Annotated in this window: 10 protein-coding genes and 4 pseudogenes; 11 read left to right on the top strand and 3 right to left on the bottom strand. The window is 68.7% G+C overall.

The annotated features are described in order from the left end of the window. Nucleotides 1–45: 45 nt before the first annotated feature. The 3 genes from AB0915_RS00355 (at nt 46) to AB0915_RS00345 (ending at nt 3768) form a co-directional block, all read left to right on the top strand. Nucleotides 46–933, top strand: coding sequence for a FadR/GntR family transcriptional regulator (locus AB0915_RS00355; protein WP_366138294.1), 888 nt, complete (start codon nt 46–48; stop codon nt 931–933). Nucleotides 934–1258: 325 nt separating this feature from the next. Next, nucleotides 1259–2809 (top strand): RNA polymerase sigma factor, encoded by a 1551-nt coding sequence (locus AB0915_RS00350; protein WP_366688937.1) that lies wholly within the window; start codon nt 1259–1261, stop codon nt 2807–2809. A 128-nt stretch (nt 2810–2937) separates the two neighbouring features. Continuing rightward, the gene (locus tag AB0915_RS00345) at nt 2938–3768 is read left to right on the top strand and encodes a serine protease (RefSeq protein WP_366688936.1); all 831 of its coding nucleotides are present in this window, start codon (nt 2938–2940) and stop codon (nt 3766–3768) included. 105 nt (nt 3769–3873) lie between these two features. On the opposite strand, the gene AB0915_RS00340 is transcribed toward AB0915_RS00345, so the two are convergent. Beyond that, entirely contained in the window at nt 3874–4107 is a 234-nt protein-coding gene (locus tag AB0915_RS00340) for a hypothetical protein (RefSeq protein WP_037701300.1), read from the bottom strand. A 435-nt stretch (nt 4108–4542) separates the two neighbouring features. On the opposite strand from AB0915_RS00340, the gene AB0915_RS00335 reads away from it, so the two are divergent. The 6 genes from AB0915_RS00335 to AB0915_RS00310 all read left to right on the top strand — a co-directional run bounded on the left by AB0915_RS00335 (nt 4543) and on the right by AB0915_RS00310 (nt 11315). Next, entirely contained in the window at nt 4543–6663 is a 2121-nt protein-coding gene (locus AB0915_RS00335; protein ID WP_366688935.1) for a DNA topoisomerase IV subunit B, read from the top strand. 132 nt (nt 6664–6795) lie between these two features. Next, entirely contained in the window at nt 6796–7314 is a 519-nt protein-coding gene (locus tag AB0915_RS00330; RefSeq protein ID WP_366688934.1) for a DUF1453 domain-containing protein, read from the top strand. Beyond that, entirely contained in the window at nt 7311–8474 is a 1164-nt protein-coding gene (locus AB0915_RS00325) for a histidine kinase (protein WP_366688933.1), read from the top strand. Before AB0915_RS00330 ends, AB0915_RS00325 begins: the two co-directional genes overlap by 4 nt. Continuing rightward, the gene (locus AB0915_RS00320; protein WP_366688932.1) at nt 8471–9151 is read left to right on the top strand and encodes a response regulator transcription factor; all 681 of its coding nucleotides are present in this window, start codon (nt 8471–8473) and stop codon (nt 9149–9151) included. The genes AB0915_RS00325 and AB0915_RS00320 overlap by 4 nt, the downstream gene beginning before the upstream one ends. A gap of 131 nt (nt 9152–9282) precedes the next feature. Continuing rightward, on the top strand, nt 9283–9726 hold the full coding sequence (locus AB0915_RS00315; RefSeq protein ID WP_366688931.1) for a DUF485 domain-containing protein: 444 nt from the start codon (nt 9283–9285) through the stop codon (nt 9724–9726). Beyond that, complete coding sequence (locus AB0915_RS00310) at nt 9723–11315, top strand: cation acetate symporter (RefSeq protein WP_366688930.1); 1593 nt, start codon at nt 9723–9725, stop codon at nt 11313–11315. The genes AB0915_RS00315 and AB0915_RS00310 overlap by 4 nt, the downstream gene beginning before the upstream one ends. A gap of 64 nt (nt 11316–11379) precedes the next feature. Here the strand turns inward: AB0915_RS00310 and AB0915_RS00305 are convergent. Continuing rightward, nucleotides 11380–12185 (bottom strand): annotated as a pseudogene (locus tag AB0915_RS00305) (PAS domain-containing protein); the annotation flags it as partial. Between the two features lie 53 nt (nt 12186–12238). Here AB0915_RS00305 and AB0915_RS00300 point away from each other — a divergent pair. Then, nucleotides 12239–12452: pseudogene (locus AB0915_RS00300) on the top strand (LacI family transcriptional regulator); the annotation flags it as partial. Here AB0915_RS00300 and AB0915_RS00295 read toward each other — a convergent pair. Then, nucleotides 12443–12580, bottom strand: a pseudogene (locus AB0915_RS00295) (citrate synthase); the annotation flags it as partial. The pseudogenes AB0915_RS00300 and AB0915_RS00295 sit on opposite strands and share 10 nt — an antisense overlap. A 15-nt stretch (nt 12581–12595) precedes the next feature. Between AB0915_RS00295 and AB0915_RS00290 the strand changes: the two are divergent. Continuing rightward, nucleotides 12596–12825, top strand: a pseudogene (locus AB0915_RS00290) (citrate/2-methylcitrate synthase); the annotation flags it as partial.

Here is a 12825-nt window from a genome sequence, read left to right as displayed (position 1 = left end):
ACCAAAGACCTCAAGGGGCGGGCGAGCCGCGCCGACAAAGGATGCGTGAGTACCCTTGCGCACACCATGATGACCGCCGCCCGCTCCGTCGATTCCGGCCTCGCCGGCTCGGGTGAACTCGACCGCTACCCCTATACGGAGGCGCCGGCCGGCGAGCGCGCCGCCATCCGTTCGTGGGACGGCACCGATGCAGAGCTGGGGCGAGCGGGCCGGCGGGGTTCGGCCAGTCGCGGCCGTGGCCTCCACGGGCAGCTCGTTCAGCAGCTCGGTCAGATGATCGTCTCCGGTGATCTGGGTGCCGATCGCCCGCTCGTGCCGGAGGAGATCGGCCAGCGTTTCGAGGTCTCCCGCACCGTCGTACGTGAGTCTCTGCGCGTTCTTGAGGCGAAGGGCCTGGTCAGCGCCCGGCCCAATGTGGGTACCCGGGTCCGTCCGGTCAGCGACTGGAATCTGCTGGATCCCGACATCATCGAATGGCGAGCCTTCGGTCCGCAGCGCGACGACCAGCGTCGTGAGCTGGGTGAGCTCCGCTGGACGATCGAACCGCTCGCCGCTCGCCTCGCCGCCGGTCACGGCCGGGAGGACCTTCAGCAGCGGCTCGGTGACATGATCGAGATCATGGGGCACGCGCTCGCGCAGGGTGACGTGATCACTTACTCGCGGGCCGACGCCGAATTTCATTCCCTGCTGATCCAGGCCGCCGGCAACCGCATGCTCGAACATCTCTCCGGCATCGTCTCCGCCGCCCTCCAGGTCTCGGGTGGTCCGGTCACCGGCTGTGACCGCCCCGGCGAGGCGTCCCTCGGTCACCACGTCCGGATCGTCGACGCCCTCGCGACCGGCGACGCGGCGGGTGCCGAGGCGGCCATGCGTCAATTGCTCGTCGTTCACCCCGAGGTGGAGCGGGTGGTGCCGGCGCCGCGCGAGCACTGACCGCGGTACGGCCAGGGTGTACGAACCATGTGTCGCCGGACCCTCGCGGTCCGGCGGCTCAATTGTTGAAAGATGTCGCTCTTGGTCGCGTTCGCCGTAAATGGGGTGTGACTCGGGCCACGCGGATTGGGCGTAACACTCCTTGAGGCGGTGCGATGACTTAAGAGGTGACCGCCGCGGAAGGAATACAGCAGCCATTGACGGCGCTGTGCAGTTCTGAGGCCAAACCCGCGCCGTCGGTACATTCCCAGCCCGACGGTCGTCGGTTCCAGCCCTCTCCTGGGCCGGGCCGGAAGCCGTTTTCCATCGTTCCGAGAGGTTGTTCGTGTCGGCCAGCACATCCCGTACGCTCCCGCCGGAGATCGCCGAGTCCGAGTCTGTGATGGCGCTCATCGAGCGGGGAAAGGCTGATGGGCAGATCGCCGGCGATGACGTGCGTCGGGCCTTCGAGGCTGACCAGATTCCGCCAACCCAGTGGAAGAATGTTCTGCGCAGCCTCAACCAGATCCTCGAGGAAGAGGGTGTGACGCTGATGGTCAGTGCCGCGGAGTCGCCGAAGCGCGCCCGCAAGAGCGTCGCAGCGAAGAGCCCGGTCAAGCGCACCGCCACCAAGACTGTCGCGGCCAAGACGACCGTGACGAGGACCGTCGCGGCCACCGCCGCCACGTCGGCCGAGACCGTGGACGTGGTGGCCGACGACGCTGCCGCGGCCAGCCCTGCGAAGAAGGCGGCAGCCAAGAAGGCGGCTGCCAAGAAGACCGCCGTGAAGAAGACGGTGGCCAAGAAGACTGCAACGAAGAAGGCCGGCAAGAAGGACGCCGACGAGCTTCTCGACGGCGACGAGGCTGTCGAGGAAGTACAGGTCGGCAAGGGCGACGAGGAGGAGGGCGAGGGCGAGAACAAGGGATTCGTCCTCTCCGACGACGACGAGGACGACGCGCCCGCGCAGCAGGTCGCCGTCGCAGGCGCCACGGCCGACCCGGTCAAGGACTACCTGAAGCAGATCGGCAAGGTCCCGCTCCTCAACGCCGAGCAGGAGGTCGAGCTCGCCAAGCGCATCGAAGCGGGCCTGTTCGCCGAGGACAAGCTGTCGAACTCCGACAAGCTCGCGCCGAAGCTCAAGCGCGAGCTGGAGATCATCGCCGAGGACGGGCGTCGCGCCAAGAACCACCTGCTGGAGGCCAACCTCCGCCTCGTGGTCTCGCTGGCCAAGCGTTACACCGGCCGCGGCATGCTCTTCCTGGACCTGATCCAGGAGGGCAACCTCGGTCTGATCCGCGCGGTCGAGAAGTTCGACTACACCAAGGGCTACAAGTTCTCCACGTACGCCACCTGGTGGATCCGTCAGGCGATCACCCGCGCCATGGCCGACCAGGCCCGCACCATCCGTATCCCGGTGCACATGGTCGAGGTCATCAACAAGCTTGCGCGTGTGCAGCGTCAGATGCTCCAGGACCTGGGCCGTGAGCCCACCCCGGAGGAGCTGGCCAAGGAGCTCGACATGACCCCCGAGAAGGTCATCGAGGTCCAGAAGTACGGTCGAGAGCCGATCTCCCTCCACACGCCGCTGGGTGAGGACGGGGACAGTGAGTTCGGTGACCTGATCGAGGACTCCGAGGCGGTCGTCCCGGCCGACGCAGTCAGCTTCACGCTCCTTCAGGAGCAGCTGCACTCGGTGCTCGACACCCTCTCCGAGCGTGAGGCCGGCGTGGTCTCGATGCGCTTCGGTCTTACCGACGGTCAGCCGAAGACCCTCGACGAGATCGGCAAGGTCTACGGCGTGACGCGTGAGCGCATCCGCCAGATCGAGTCGAAGACCATGTCGAAGCTGCGCCACCCGTCGCGTTCGCAGGTGCTGCGCGACTACCTCGACTGAGTCGCGGGAGTAGGCAGGCCGAGGGCCCGGTTCCAAGGAACCGGGCCCTCGGCGCATGTGCGGGTGCGGCTGCCGACATGCTGGATGACTCTGAGTGGGCATGATCCACCGCAGAGTCAGGAGTACGCATGTCCCGTACCGTCGTCCGCGCCATGACCGGGCCGCTCGCCCTGGTTGCCGCGGCAGTTGTGATACCGCTCGGGTCCCCGGTTCCGGCGGCTGCCGACAGCATCGTCATCGGTGGGCAGTCGGCACATGTCAAGGACAGCCCGTGGGTCGTGGCGCTGTCCAGCCGTAACCGATTCGGAGGTACCCGTGCGGGCCAGTTCTGCGGTGCCGTGCTGGTAGGGCCGACGAAGGTGCTGACCGCCGCCCACTGTCTGGGCCGGGAAGCGCTCGGCACCGATGTGGGCCAGGTGCGCGACCTGCGGATCATTGCCGGGCGGGATGAGCTGACCGGCTCCGGCGGCCGGGAGGTCGCGGTCAAGGGGACATGGATCAACCCGGGGTACGACCGCACCACCAACTCCGGCGACCTGGCGGTGCTCACGCTTTCCGATGCGCTCCCCAAAGAGAGCGTGATCCCCATGGCCACAGCCGGCGACCAGGCCGATGAGCCGGGTAGCGCAGCCCTCGTCTACGGCTGGGGGGACATCTCCGGGAGCGGTGACTACGTGACGTCGCTCCGCTCCGCCCAGGTGAGGGTTCTGCCGGACAGCACGTGCCAGCGGGCCTACGCGGGCGGCAGAGGCGCCGCGTACGAGGCCTCGACGATGCTCTGCGCGGGCGAACCGCAGGGCGGGCACGATGCGTGCCAGGGGGACAGCGGAGGGCCGCTGGTGGCCCGTGGGCGGCTCATCGGCCTGGTGTCCTGGGGGAATGGCTGCGGGGTCGCGGGCAGCCCCGGCGTCTACACGAGGATCTCCGCGGCTGCGGGCTGGATGCCGGGCAGTAGCTGACCGGCGTCGCTCCGAAGGCACGAGAACGGGCGGTTCCCCCTCGGTGGGGGAGCCGCCCGTCGGCCGGTACGGAGCCGGACCCTGGCTCGTCGTGGATGCGAGGTGTCAGTGTTGTTCCTCTTCGACGGCATTGGCCTGCACGGCCGTCAGTCGGTCCGTCTCATCCTGTATCTCCGCGGCGATCTTCTTGAGTTCCGGCTCGAACTTGCGACCGTGGTGGGCGCAGAAGAGCAGTTCACCGCCGCTGATCAGGACGACGCGCAGATATGCCTGGGCGCCGCAACGGTCACAGCGGTCTGCTGCGGTCAGCGGGCTCGCGGGGGTCAGAACAGTAGTCACGTCGCCTCTTCTCTAGCTCGACGAGCTGTCGTACCAGGGTCAACATCCAACCAGGCCGAAAACGTTCCCGCTCGTGGCTTTTCTTCGAAACTTCTTCTCAAGATGGCTGTCTGTTGCCGGTTGGCGGCGAATGTGCCGTATTGCGTAGCGCTACGGTTTCGCGTTGCTTGTATTGGTCGGTCCGTCCGGCCGGCTTGCCGGTTTGTTCATGAGGACGTGCCCGGAGCCTAAATGGTTCATGCCTCGAAGGGAACGTGATGTGCGCGTCACTCCCACGAGGGATCGAACGCGTATGCGAGGCTGGTCTAGTGTGAGCATTCCCCGAGGGCGGCGGTACAACCGCTCTACCAGGCCTCGGTACGCTCTCAGCGGCAACCGAAGCCGAGCCCGTTACCCACCTGGACCCCAAATGAAATTCAGCGAGGAGCGAACCGCGTGACCGCCGATACGTCCGTGCCGTCCACTGCGCTGCTGACCGGAGCAGACCGAGACGGCTCCAACTACACCGCGCGGCACCTTCTCGTACTTGAGGGGCTTGAGGCGGTTCGCAAGCGTCCCGGCATGTACATCGGGTCGACCGACAGCCGTGGCCTCATGCACTGCCTCTGGGAGATCATCGACAACTCCGTCGACGAGGCCCTCGGCGGTTACTGCGACCACATCGAGGTCATCCTTCACGAGGACAACTCCGTCGAGGTCCGGGACAACGGCCGGGGCATCCCCGTCGACGTGGAGCCCAAGACCGGACTGTCCGGCGTCGAGGTCGTCATGACCAAGCTGCACGCCGGCGGCAAGTTCGGCGGCGGCTCGTACGCCGCGTCCGGTGGTCTGCACGGTGTGGGGGCCTCCGTGGTCAACGCGCTCTCGGCCCGCCTCGACGTCGAGGTCGACCGCAACAGCGCTACCCACTCGATCAGCTTCCGGCGGGGGGTGCCGGGCATCTTCACCGAGCAGGGGCCGGACAGTCCGTTCGACCCGGCCAACGGCCTCCGCAAGGGGAAGCGGGTCCCGAAGGCGCGCACCGGCACCAGGGTGCGCTACTGGGCCGACCGGCAGATCTTCCTCAAGGACGCCAAGCTCAGCCTGGAGACGCTCTACCAGCGGGCCCGGCAGACGGCATTTCTCGTCCCCGGACTCACGATCGTCGTACGCGACGAACGTGGTCTCGACGGTGAGGGCAAGACCGAGGAGACGTTCCGCTTCGACGGCGGAATCAGTGAATTCTGCGAGTACCTCGCCCAGGACAAGGCCGTCTGCGACGTGCTGCGGCTGACCGGGCAGGGCACCTTCAAGGAGACCGTGCCGGTCCTGGACGAGCGCGGGCACATGACGGCGACCGAGGTCACGCGTGAGCTGGCCGTCGACATCGCCATGCGCTGGGGCACGGGATACGACACCAACCTCAAGTCCTTCGTCAACATCATTGCCACCCCCAAGGGCGGCACACACGTGACCGGGTTCGAACGCTCCGTGACCAAGACGGTCAACGAGGTGCTCCGCTCCGCGAAGCTCCTGCGGGTCGCCGAGGACGACATCGTCAAGGACGACGCCCTGGAGGGCCTCACCGCAGTCGTCACCGTACGGCTGGCGGAGCCGCAGTTCGAGGGCCAGACCAAGGAGGTCCTCGGCACCTCGGCGGCCAACCGGATCGTCGCCAATGTCGTCGCCAAGGAGCTCAAGGCATTCCTCACCTCCACCAAGCGTGATGCCAAGGCGCAGGCCAGGGCGGTCCTGGACAAGGCGGTCGCCGCCGCGCGCACCCGCATCGCGGCCCGGCAGCACAAGGACGCGCAGCGTCGCAAGACGGCGCTGGAGTCCTCCTCGCTGCCCGCCAAGCTCGCGGACTGCCGCAGCGACGACGTGGACCGCAGCGAGCTCTTCATCGTGGAAGGGGACTCCGCGCTCGGAACGGCCAAGCTCGCCCGGAACAGTGAGTTCCAGGCGCTGCTGCCGATCCGGGGCAAGATCCTCAATGTCCAGAAGGCGTCCGTCTCGGACATGCTGAAGAACGCCGAGTGCGGTGCGATCATCCAGGTCATAGGGGCCGGGTCCGGGCGGACCTTCGACATCGACGCCGCCCGCTACGGCAAGATCGTCCTCCTGGTGGACGCCGATGTCGACGGCGCGCACATCCGCATCTTGCTGCTCACGCTCTTCCAGCGGTACATGCGGCCCATGGTCGAGGCGGGACGTGTCTTCGCCGCCGTGCCCCCGCTCCACAGGATCGAGTTGGTCCAGCCGAAGAAGGGCCAGGACAAGTACATCTACACGTACTCCGACGGCGAGCTGCGCCAGACGCTGCTGGAGCTGCGGCGCAAGAACGTCCGGTACAAGGACTCGATCCAGCGGTACAAGGGGCTGGGCGAGATGGACGCCGACCAGCTGGCCGAGACCACGATGGATCCGCGCCACCGCACACTGCGGCGGATCAACATCGGCGACCTCGAATCCTCCGAGCAGGTCTTCGATCTGCTGATGGGCAACGAGGTCGCGCCCCGCAAGGAATTCATCACCAGCTCGGCGGCCACACTGGACCGCTCGCGCATCGACGCGTGACCGGCAGCCGCCGTCTCCACCTGTGGGTGGAGACGGCGGCTCCACCCACGATCAACCCCTGAGTCGATCCTCTGACCTGGCATTTTCCGTAGCGTCGAAGGTGTTGAACCTTTCCGCGCTTCGGAGGCCGCCATGTCAGGGCTCATCAATGTCCTGGTGATCATCGCCGTCATCGCGCTCGTCGTGGTCCGCCAGTGCTCGGCACGACGGATCTCGGACGACTGGCGCTGGTGGGTCCTGCCCGGGATTCTCATCCTCTTGCCCCTGCGCCGACCCGGCCTGACCGACCCGCGCCACGAAGCGCTGTCCGTGGTGGTCCTCGGCGCCGAACTACTGGTCGGGCTGGTCGTCGGCGTCGGCTGGGGCTGGACGACCCGGCTGTGGCGCGAGTCGGACGGATCGCTGTGGAGCAGGGGCACCAAGGCCACCCTCCTGGTCTGGACGGGAGGTCTGGCGCTGAGAGCCGCACTGTCCGGGACAGCCGTGCCGATGGGCATACGTCAGGGCAGTGCCGCCCCGATGGCAGTTCTCACGCTGACGCCGCTCGCGCGCAGCGGTGTGCTGACCTGGCCGGCCCGGGGGATGAGCCCGGCGTACGGTGATGCTGTCGGTGGCCTGTCGTCGCAGCCGGTGTGGAAGGACCGTGTGTGACACGCGCTACCTGGACGAGTTGGCCGTCCCGGGAGGCACTCTCCCGGCAGGGGCGCACGCGCCCACGGGCGGTCATTGCCTGGTCCGTACGCGCGTTCCTGCTGGCCCTCGTGCTCTGGGGCAGCGTCACCGCCGGAAACTTCGGCCCCTGGGAAGCCGCGGTCGGACTGCTGGGCGTACTGGGCTGCGCCTGGACCGCATGGGCGTTCTTCCGGACCAGTCTGGAACACCGGCTGTGGCCCTCCCTCGGGCTCATGGCGCTGCTGATGGCGGCGGCCTTCGGGGCGCAGCAAGCCGGTGCCGGTGTGCCTGCCGCGGTCCTGTGGTGCGGCTGCGCGGTGACCGCACTGGAGCGGTTGCCGCTCTCGGCGGCCGTTCCCGCCACGGCCGTCGCGCTCGCCGCGTACGCCGCTGTCAACACCGACGGGTGGATGACGACGGCGCTGACCACGGGGGGCCTCTGCCTCGCGGGATATGTGCTCCGGCTGGATGCCGAGGCACGTGGCAGCGCCCTGCGGCTTCTGGCGCAGGAGCGGGCGGCGAGGGCGGCGGAAGCGGAATCGGCTGCGCTGAGCGAGCGCTCCAGGATCGCTCGGGAGATACACGATGTGCTCGCGCACAGTCTCTCTGCGCAGCTGGTGCACCTGGAGGCGGCGCGGCTGCTCATCGCGCGAGAGCCTTCCGGGGAGTTCCGGGATCAGGTCCTGGAGCGAGTGGTGGCGGCCCGTTCAATGGCGTGCGAGGGGCTCGCCGAGACCCGTCAGGCGCTCTCCGCGCTCCGGGGTGAGGTCGCGCCGGTGGAGGACTTCCTGAGACAGCTGGTGACTGCGGAGCCGGGCGAGGTGACCGTGGCCGGGGAGCAGCGGCCGCTGGCAGCGGACGCCTCGCAGGCGGTTCGGCGGGTGGCGCAGGAGGCGCTGACCAATGTGCGCAAGCACGCGCCGGGGGCCACCGTTCTCGTACGGCTGGAGTATCTGCCGGGCGAAGTCGCCCTGGAGGTCAGGGACCGGGGCGGCCGCCGGCCCGTGGACGAGCTCGCTGTCAGTGGCTCCGGATACGGTCTGCTGGGAATGAGGGAGCGCGCCGAGCTGCTCGGCGGGACGTTGGAGGCCGGCCCGGGCGAGGAGGGGTTCGTGGTGAGTCTGCGGGTGCCCGCGTGAACGCGCGGGTCGTGGTCGCCGACGATCAGTCGGTGGTGCGCGAGGGAATTGTGATGCTGCTGGGGCTGTTGCCCGGAATCGAGGTAGTGGGATCGGCGAGGGACGGGGACGAGGCCGTGGCGCTCGTCGCCGAGCGGGCACCCGATGTGGTTCTGATGGATCTTCGGATGCCGCGTTGCGGCGGGGTGGAGGCAACACGGCGCATCCGCAAGGAGTATCCGGGCACACAGGTGGTGGTCCTGACGACGTTCGCGGACGACGACTCGCTCTTCCCCGCGCTGCAGGCGGGGGCCCGCGGCTACCTCACCAAGGACGCCGGGGGCGACGAGATCGTGCGGGCCATCCAGGCAGTGCTGTCGGGCGAGGCTGGGCTCTCGCCCGTGGTGCAGCGCCGGCTGCTGGAGCGGGTCACCACAGCACCGGCCCCCGCTGGGCCGGTGCCTGAGGAGTCGCGACTGCCCGACGGTCTCACGCCCCGTGAGGCGGAAGTACTCGTTCTGATCGCCGAGGGCATGTCCAACCGGGAGATCGCCCGCAAGCTGCACATCTCGCAGGCCACGGTGAAGAGCCACATCAACAATCTCTTCGCCAAGGCCGGGGTGCGCGACAGAGCACAGGCCGTGCGCTATGCGTACGTTCGGGGTCTCGCACACCCGCCCGGGACATCCTTCACCTGAAGAGGTGAAGAGCGGCGAATGAAGTGCCCGAGATCTTCCTGATCTGCCCATTCTTGGGTACGCGGCCGAAGTGGTCCGTGGAAAAGGGGAGTTGTTCGGTGGAGAAGGAAGCAGGGAGCGACGCTGCAGCGATGCGAGTCGGCGACCCGTGGTACGACGCTCTGGCCTCCGGATGGGGCGAGCTGGACGGTGCGGGGGGCTTCGTGTCCGTCGGACCACCGGGGGCCGTGGCCCCGCAGCGCAGCCACAGCGCGGCCGACATCTATCTGGAGGTGCAGCGCAGCGTGGCCTTCCAGGAAGTGCGCCGTCGGTACCGGCGGTTCGTCGGCCCCGCCACCCTGGCCTTCGTCGTCTGGTATCTCGCCTACGTTGTCACGGCGGTCACCGCACCCGGGCTGATGGCCCGTCCGGTTGCCGGGGCCGTCAACGTGGCGATGGTCGCGGGGCTCGGGCAGTTCCTCACCACGTTCCTGCTCACCGGGGCGTACACACGTCATGCGCGGCTGCGCAGGGACCGGACCGCGCTCGATCTGCGGTGGGAGACTCAGGAGATGACGCGGGGGATCGGGCGTTGAGCGGGAATCACCAGACCCTGACGTTGCTTCTGTTCAGCGCATTCATCGCCGTGACGCTCGCCATCACCACCTGGGTGAGCCGCAACCGGCACGGCTCGGCGGAGGAGTTCTATGCCGGCGGTCGGTTGTTCTCCCCCATGGAGAACGGTTTCGCGATCGCCGGTGACTACATGTCGGCCGCATCGTTTCTCGGTATCTCCGGCCTGATCGCGCTGTTCGGATACGACGGCATGCTGTACTCGGTCGGTTTTCTCGTCGCCTGGCTCGTCGTCCTGCTGCTGGTGGCCGAACTCGTCCGTAACTGCGGCCGGTTCACCCTCGCCGACGTGGTGGCCGCGCGTATGTCGGAACGTCCGGTACGGATCGCGGCGGGCACCTCCTCCGTCACCGTCTCCGTGCTCTACCTGGTGGCGCAGATGGTGGGTGCGGGCAGTCTGGTCGCCCTGCTCCTCGGCGGTACGAGCAACGCCGCCCGCTCCTGGACCGTCATCGGGGTCGGGGCGCTCATGGTGACCTATGTGTCCCTCGGAGGGATGCGCGCCACGACCTGGATCCAGATCGTCAAGGCCGTCCTGCTGATCGTGGGCGCGACTGTGCTCACCGTGCTCGTTCTGGTCCATTTCCACGGCAACGTCAACGCGCTCCTCACCTCCGCCGCCGAGCGGAGCGGGCACGGACTGAAGTTCCTCTCGCCCGGACTCAAGTACGGCGGCAGCTGGACCGCCAAATTCGACTTCATCAGCCTCGGGCTGGCCCTGGTGCTCGGTACGGCCGGACTGCCTCACATCCTGTCGCGCTTCTACACCGTGCCCACCGCCCGCGCCGCCCGCCGCTCGGTCGTCTGGTCGATCGGCCTCATCGGCAGCTTCTACCTGATGACGATCGTGCTCGGGTTCGGTGCGGCAGCGCTGGTCGGTTCGGCGGACGTACGGGCGTCGAGTCCCGCCGGGAACACGGCCGTCCCGCTGCTGGCCCTGGTGCTCGGCGGCGGCGAAGGTTCCACCGGGGGAGCGATTCTGTTCGCCGTGGTCGCCGCCGTGGCCTTCGCGACCATTCTCGCCGTGGTCGCCGGGATCACGCTTGCCTCCTCCGCCTCCGTGGCTCATGACCTCTACGCTTCGCTCAGGCGCCCGGGCTCCAAGCAGCACAGCGAAGTCACCGTGGCCAGGGTCGCCGCGGCCGGGATCGGGGTGGCCGCCATCGGGCTGGGCCTGGTCGCCCAGGATCTGAATGTGGCGTTCCTGGTCGGGCTCGCCTTCGCCGTGGCCGCCTCGGCCAATCTGCCGGTGCTGCTCTACTCGCTGTTCTGGCGGAACTTCACCACGCGGGGAGCGGTCTGGTCGGTCTACGGCGGGCTGATCCCCGCGGTGCTGCTCGTCCTGCTTTCACCGGTCGTCTCCGGCAGCCCCACCTCGCTCTTCCCCGGCGTCGACTTCCAGTTCTTCCCGCTGGAGAACCCCGGACTGGTCTCCGTCCCGCTCGGCTTCCTAGCCGGCTGGATCGGCACAGTCACATCACCCGAGCCACCCGACGACGCCAAGCATGCGGAGACCGAGGTCCGCGCGCTGACCGGGGCGGGGGCGGTGTAGCCGGTCCGGGAAAGGCGGGGCTGGTTGTGGCTGCCGCGGGCCGGTGGTCCGTCACAGCGGGCGTCAGCAGATCGTCGCCCACCACCCGGCCGGCCAGCACGTCCGCGGTCCGCCCTCGGCTGAGCACGTCGTCGATCGGGCGGCCCGCGGCGTCGGGACCGAGCCCCAGCAGCCGCTGCGCCTCGTCGTTCAGCAGCCGGATGCGTCCCGTACGGTCCAGCGCGACGGCCCCTTCGCGGATGCTGTGCAGCATCGCCTCGCGCTCGGTCAGCAGCGCGGAGATGTCGGAGAAGGCCAGGTCGCGGGTGCGTCGCTGGATGCGGCGGGAGATCAGGTAGGCAGCCAGCGCCCCGACGGCGAGCGCCCCGCCCGCGTAGGCGAGCAGCCCCGGGATCGCCGCCAGGAGCGGGCGCGGACACCGTCGTACGCGATGCCGACCGAGACCGCTCCGACGAGGTGGTCCGCGTTGTCGCGGAGCGGCACCTTGCCGCGTGCCGAGCGGCCGAGCGTACCGCTGTCGATCTCCATGATCTCTCCGCCCGCGAGCGCCTCACTGGGATCGGTCGAGACGACCTTGCCGATCCGGCGGGTGTCGGTGTGCGACCAGCGCACCCCGTGCCGGTCCATGACGACGTACTCGGCGTCGGTGGACCGCCTGATCCGCTCCGCGGCGGATTGCACGGGCCCTCCGGGTGCGGGGGCTGTGGTGAGCAGGGGCTCGGCGATCTGCGGCTGGGCCGCCGTGGTCTGCGCGATGGCGAGCGCACGGCGCATCGTTTTGTCGTCGAGCTGCGTGCTGAGGGGTGCCAGAAAGAGGCCGGTGGCGAGTACGGTGACGCCGGTGGCGATGGCGAGCTGCACCAGCAGCACCTGGGAGAAGACCCGCTGCGGCCAGCCGAGTCAGCGAGGCCACGGTCAGCCGGGTGCTCAACGGCAAGTCCGGATTCTGTGACGCCACTCGGAAGGCCGTCCTCTCCGCGCTCGACGTCCTCGGTGACGAGCGTCCGACCCAGCTGCGCGGCGAGCGGGCCCGGCTGGCCGGACTCGTCCTGCCGGAGCTGCAGAACCCGATCTTCCCGGCCTTCGCCGAGGTCGTCGGCGGTGCGCTCGCCCCAGCAGGGGCTGACGGTCGTGGTAGCCACGTCGCGCGCCGCGGCCGGCGCGGGCGCCGCCTGCGGAACCTGCGCGAGCAGGGCGAACAGCGTCTGCGCCCGCGGATCCTCGGCGGTGTGGAGCCGGTGTCCGAGCCCCGGCACCCTGCGGCCGGGGTCGAGGAATTCCTCGCCGAGTTCAAGCCGGGCCGAGAGCTCCATACCGACGTCGAGTTCTACGCCGGGGCCGTCATGGAGCTGTGCGGGGTGCCGCGCGAGATGTTCACGCCGACCTTCTGTGCGGCGCGTGTGGCCGGCTGGAACGTCAATATCCTGGAGCAGGCGGAGGACTCGAAGACCATCCGCCCGGCGGCCCGTTCCATCGGTCCACCCCGCCGCAGCCGGTACCGGCGCCCTGA

This window comes from Streptomyces sp. NPDC048411, assembly GCF_040704695.1.
Classification (GTDB): domain Bacteria; phylum Actinomycetota; class Actinomycetes; order Streptomycetales; family Streptomycetaceae; genus Streptomyces.
The sequence above is the reverse complement of the archived record's forward strand: the minus strand, read 5'-3'. Positions and strand labels throughout refer to the sequence as shown.

What these genes read in the sequence shown, in the direction of transcription:
- AB0915_RS00345 (WP_366688936.1), top strand. Translation starts at nt 2,938, where the DNA reads ATGTCCCGTACCGTCGTCCGCGCCATGACCGGGCCGCTCGCCCTGGTT.
- AB0915_RS00315 (WP_366688931.1), top strand. Translation starts at nt 9,283, where the DNA reads ATGCGAGTCGGCGACCCGTGGTACGACGCTCTGGCCTCCGGATGGGGC.
- AB0915_RS00330 (WP_366688934.1), top strand. Translation starts at nt 6,796, where the DNA reads ATGTCAGGGCTCATCAATGTCCTGGTGATCATCGCCGTCATCGCGCTC.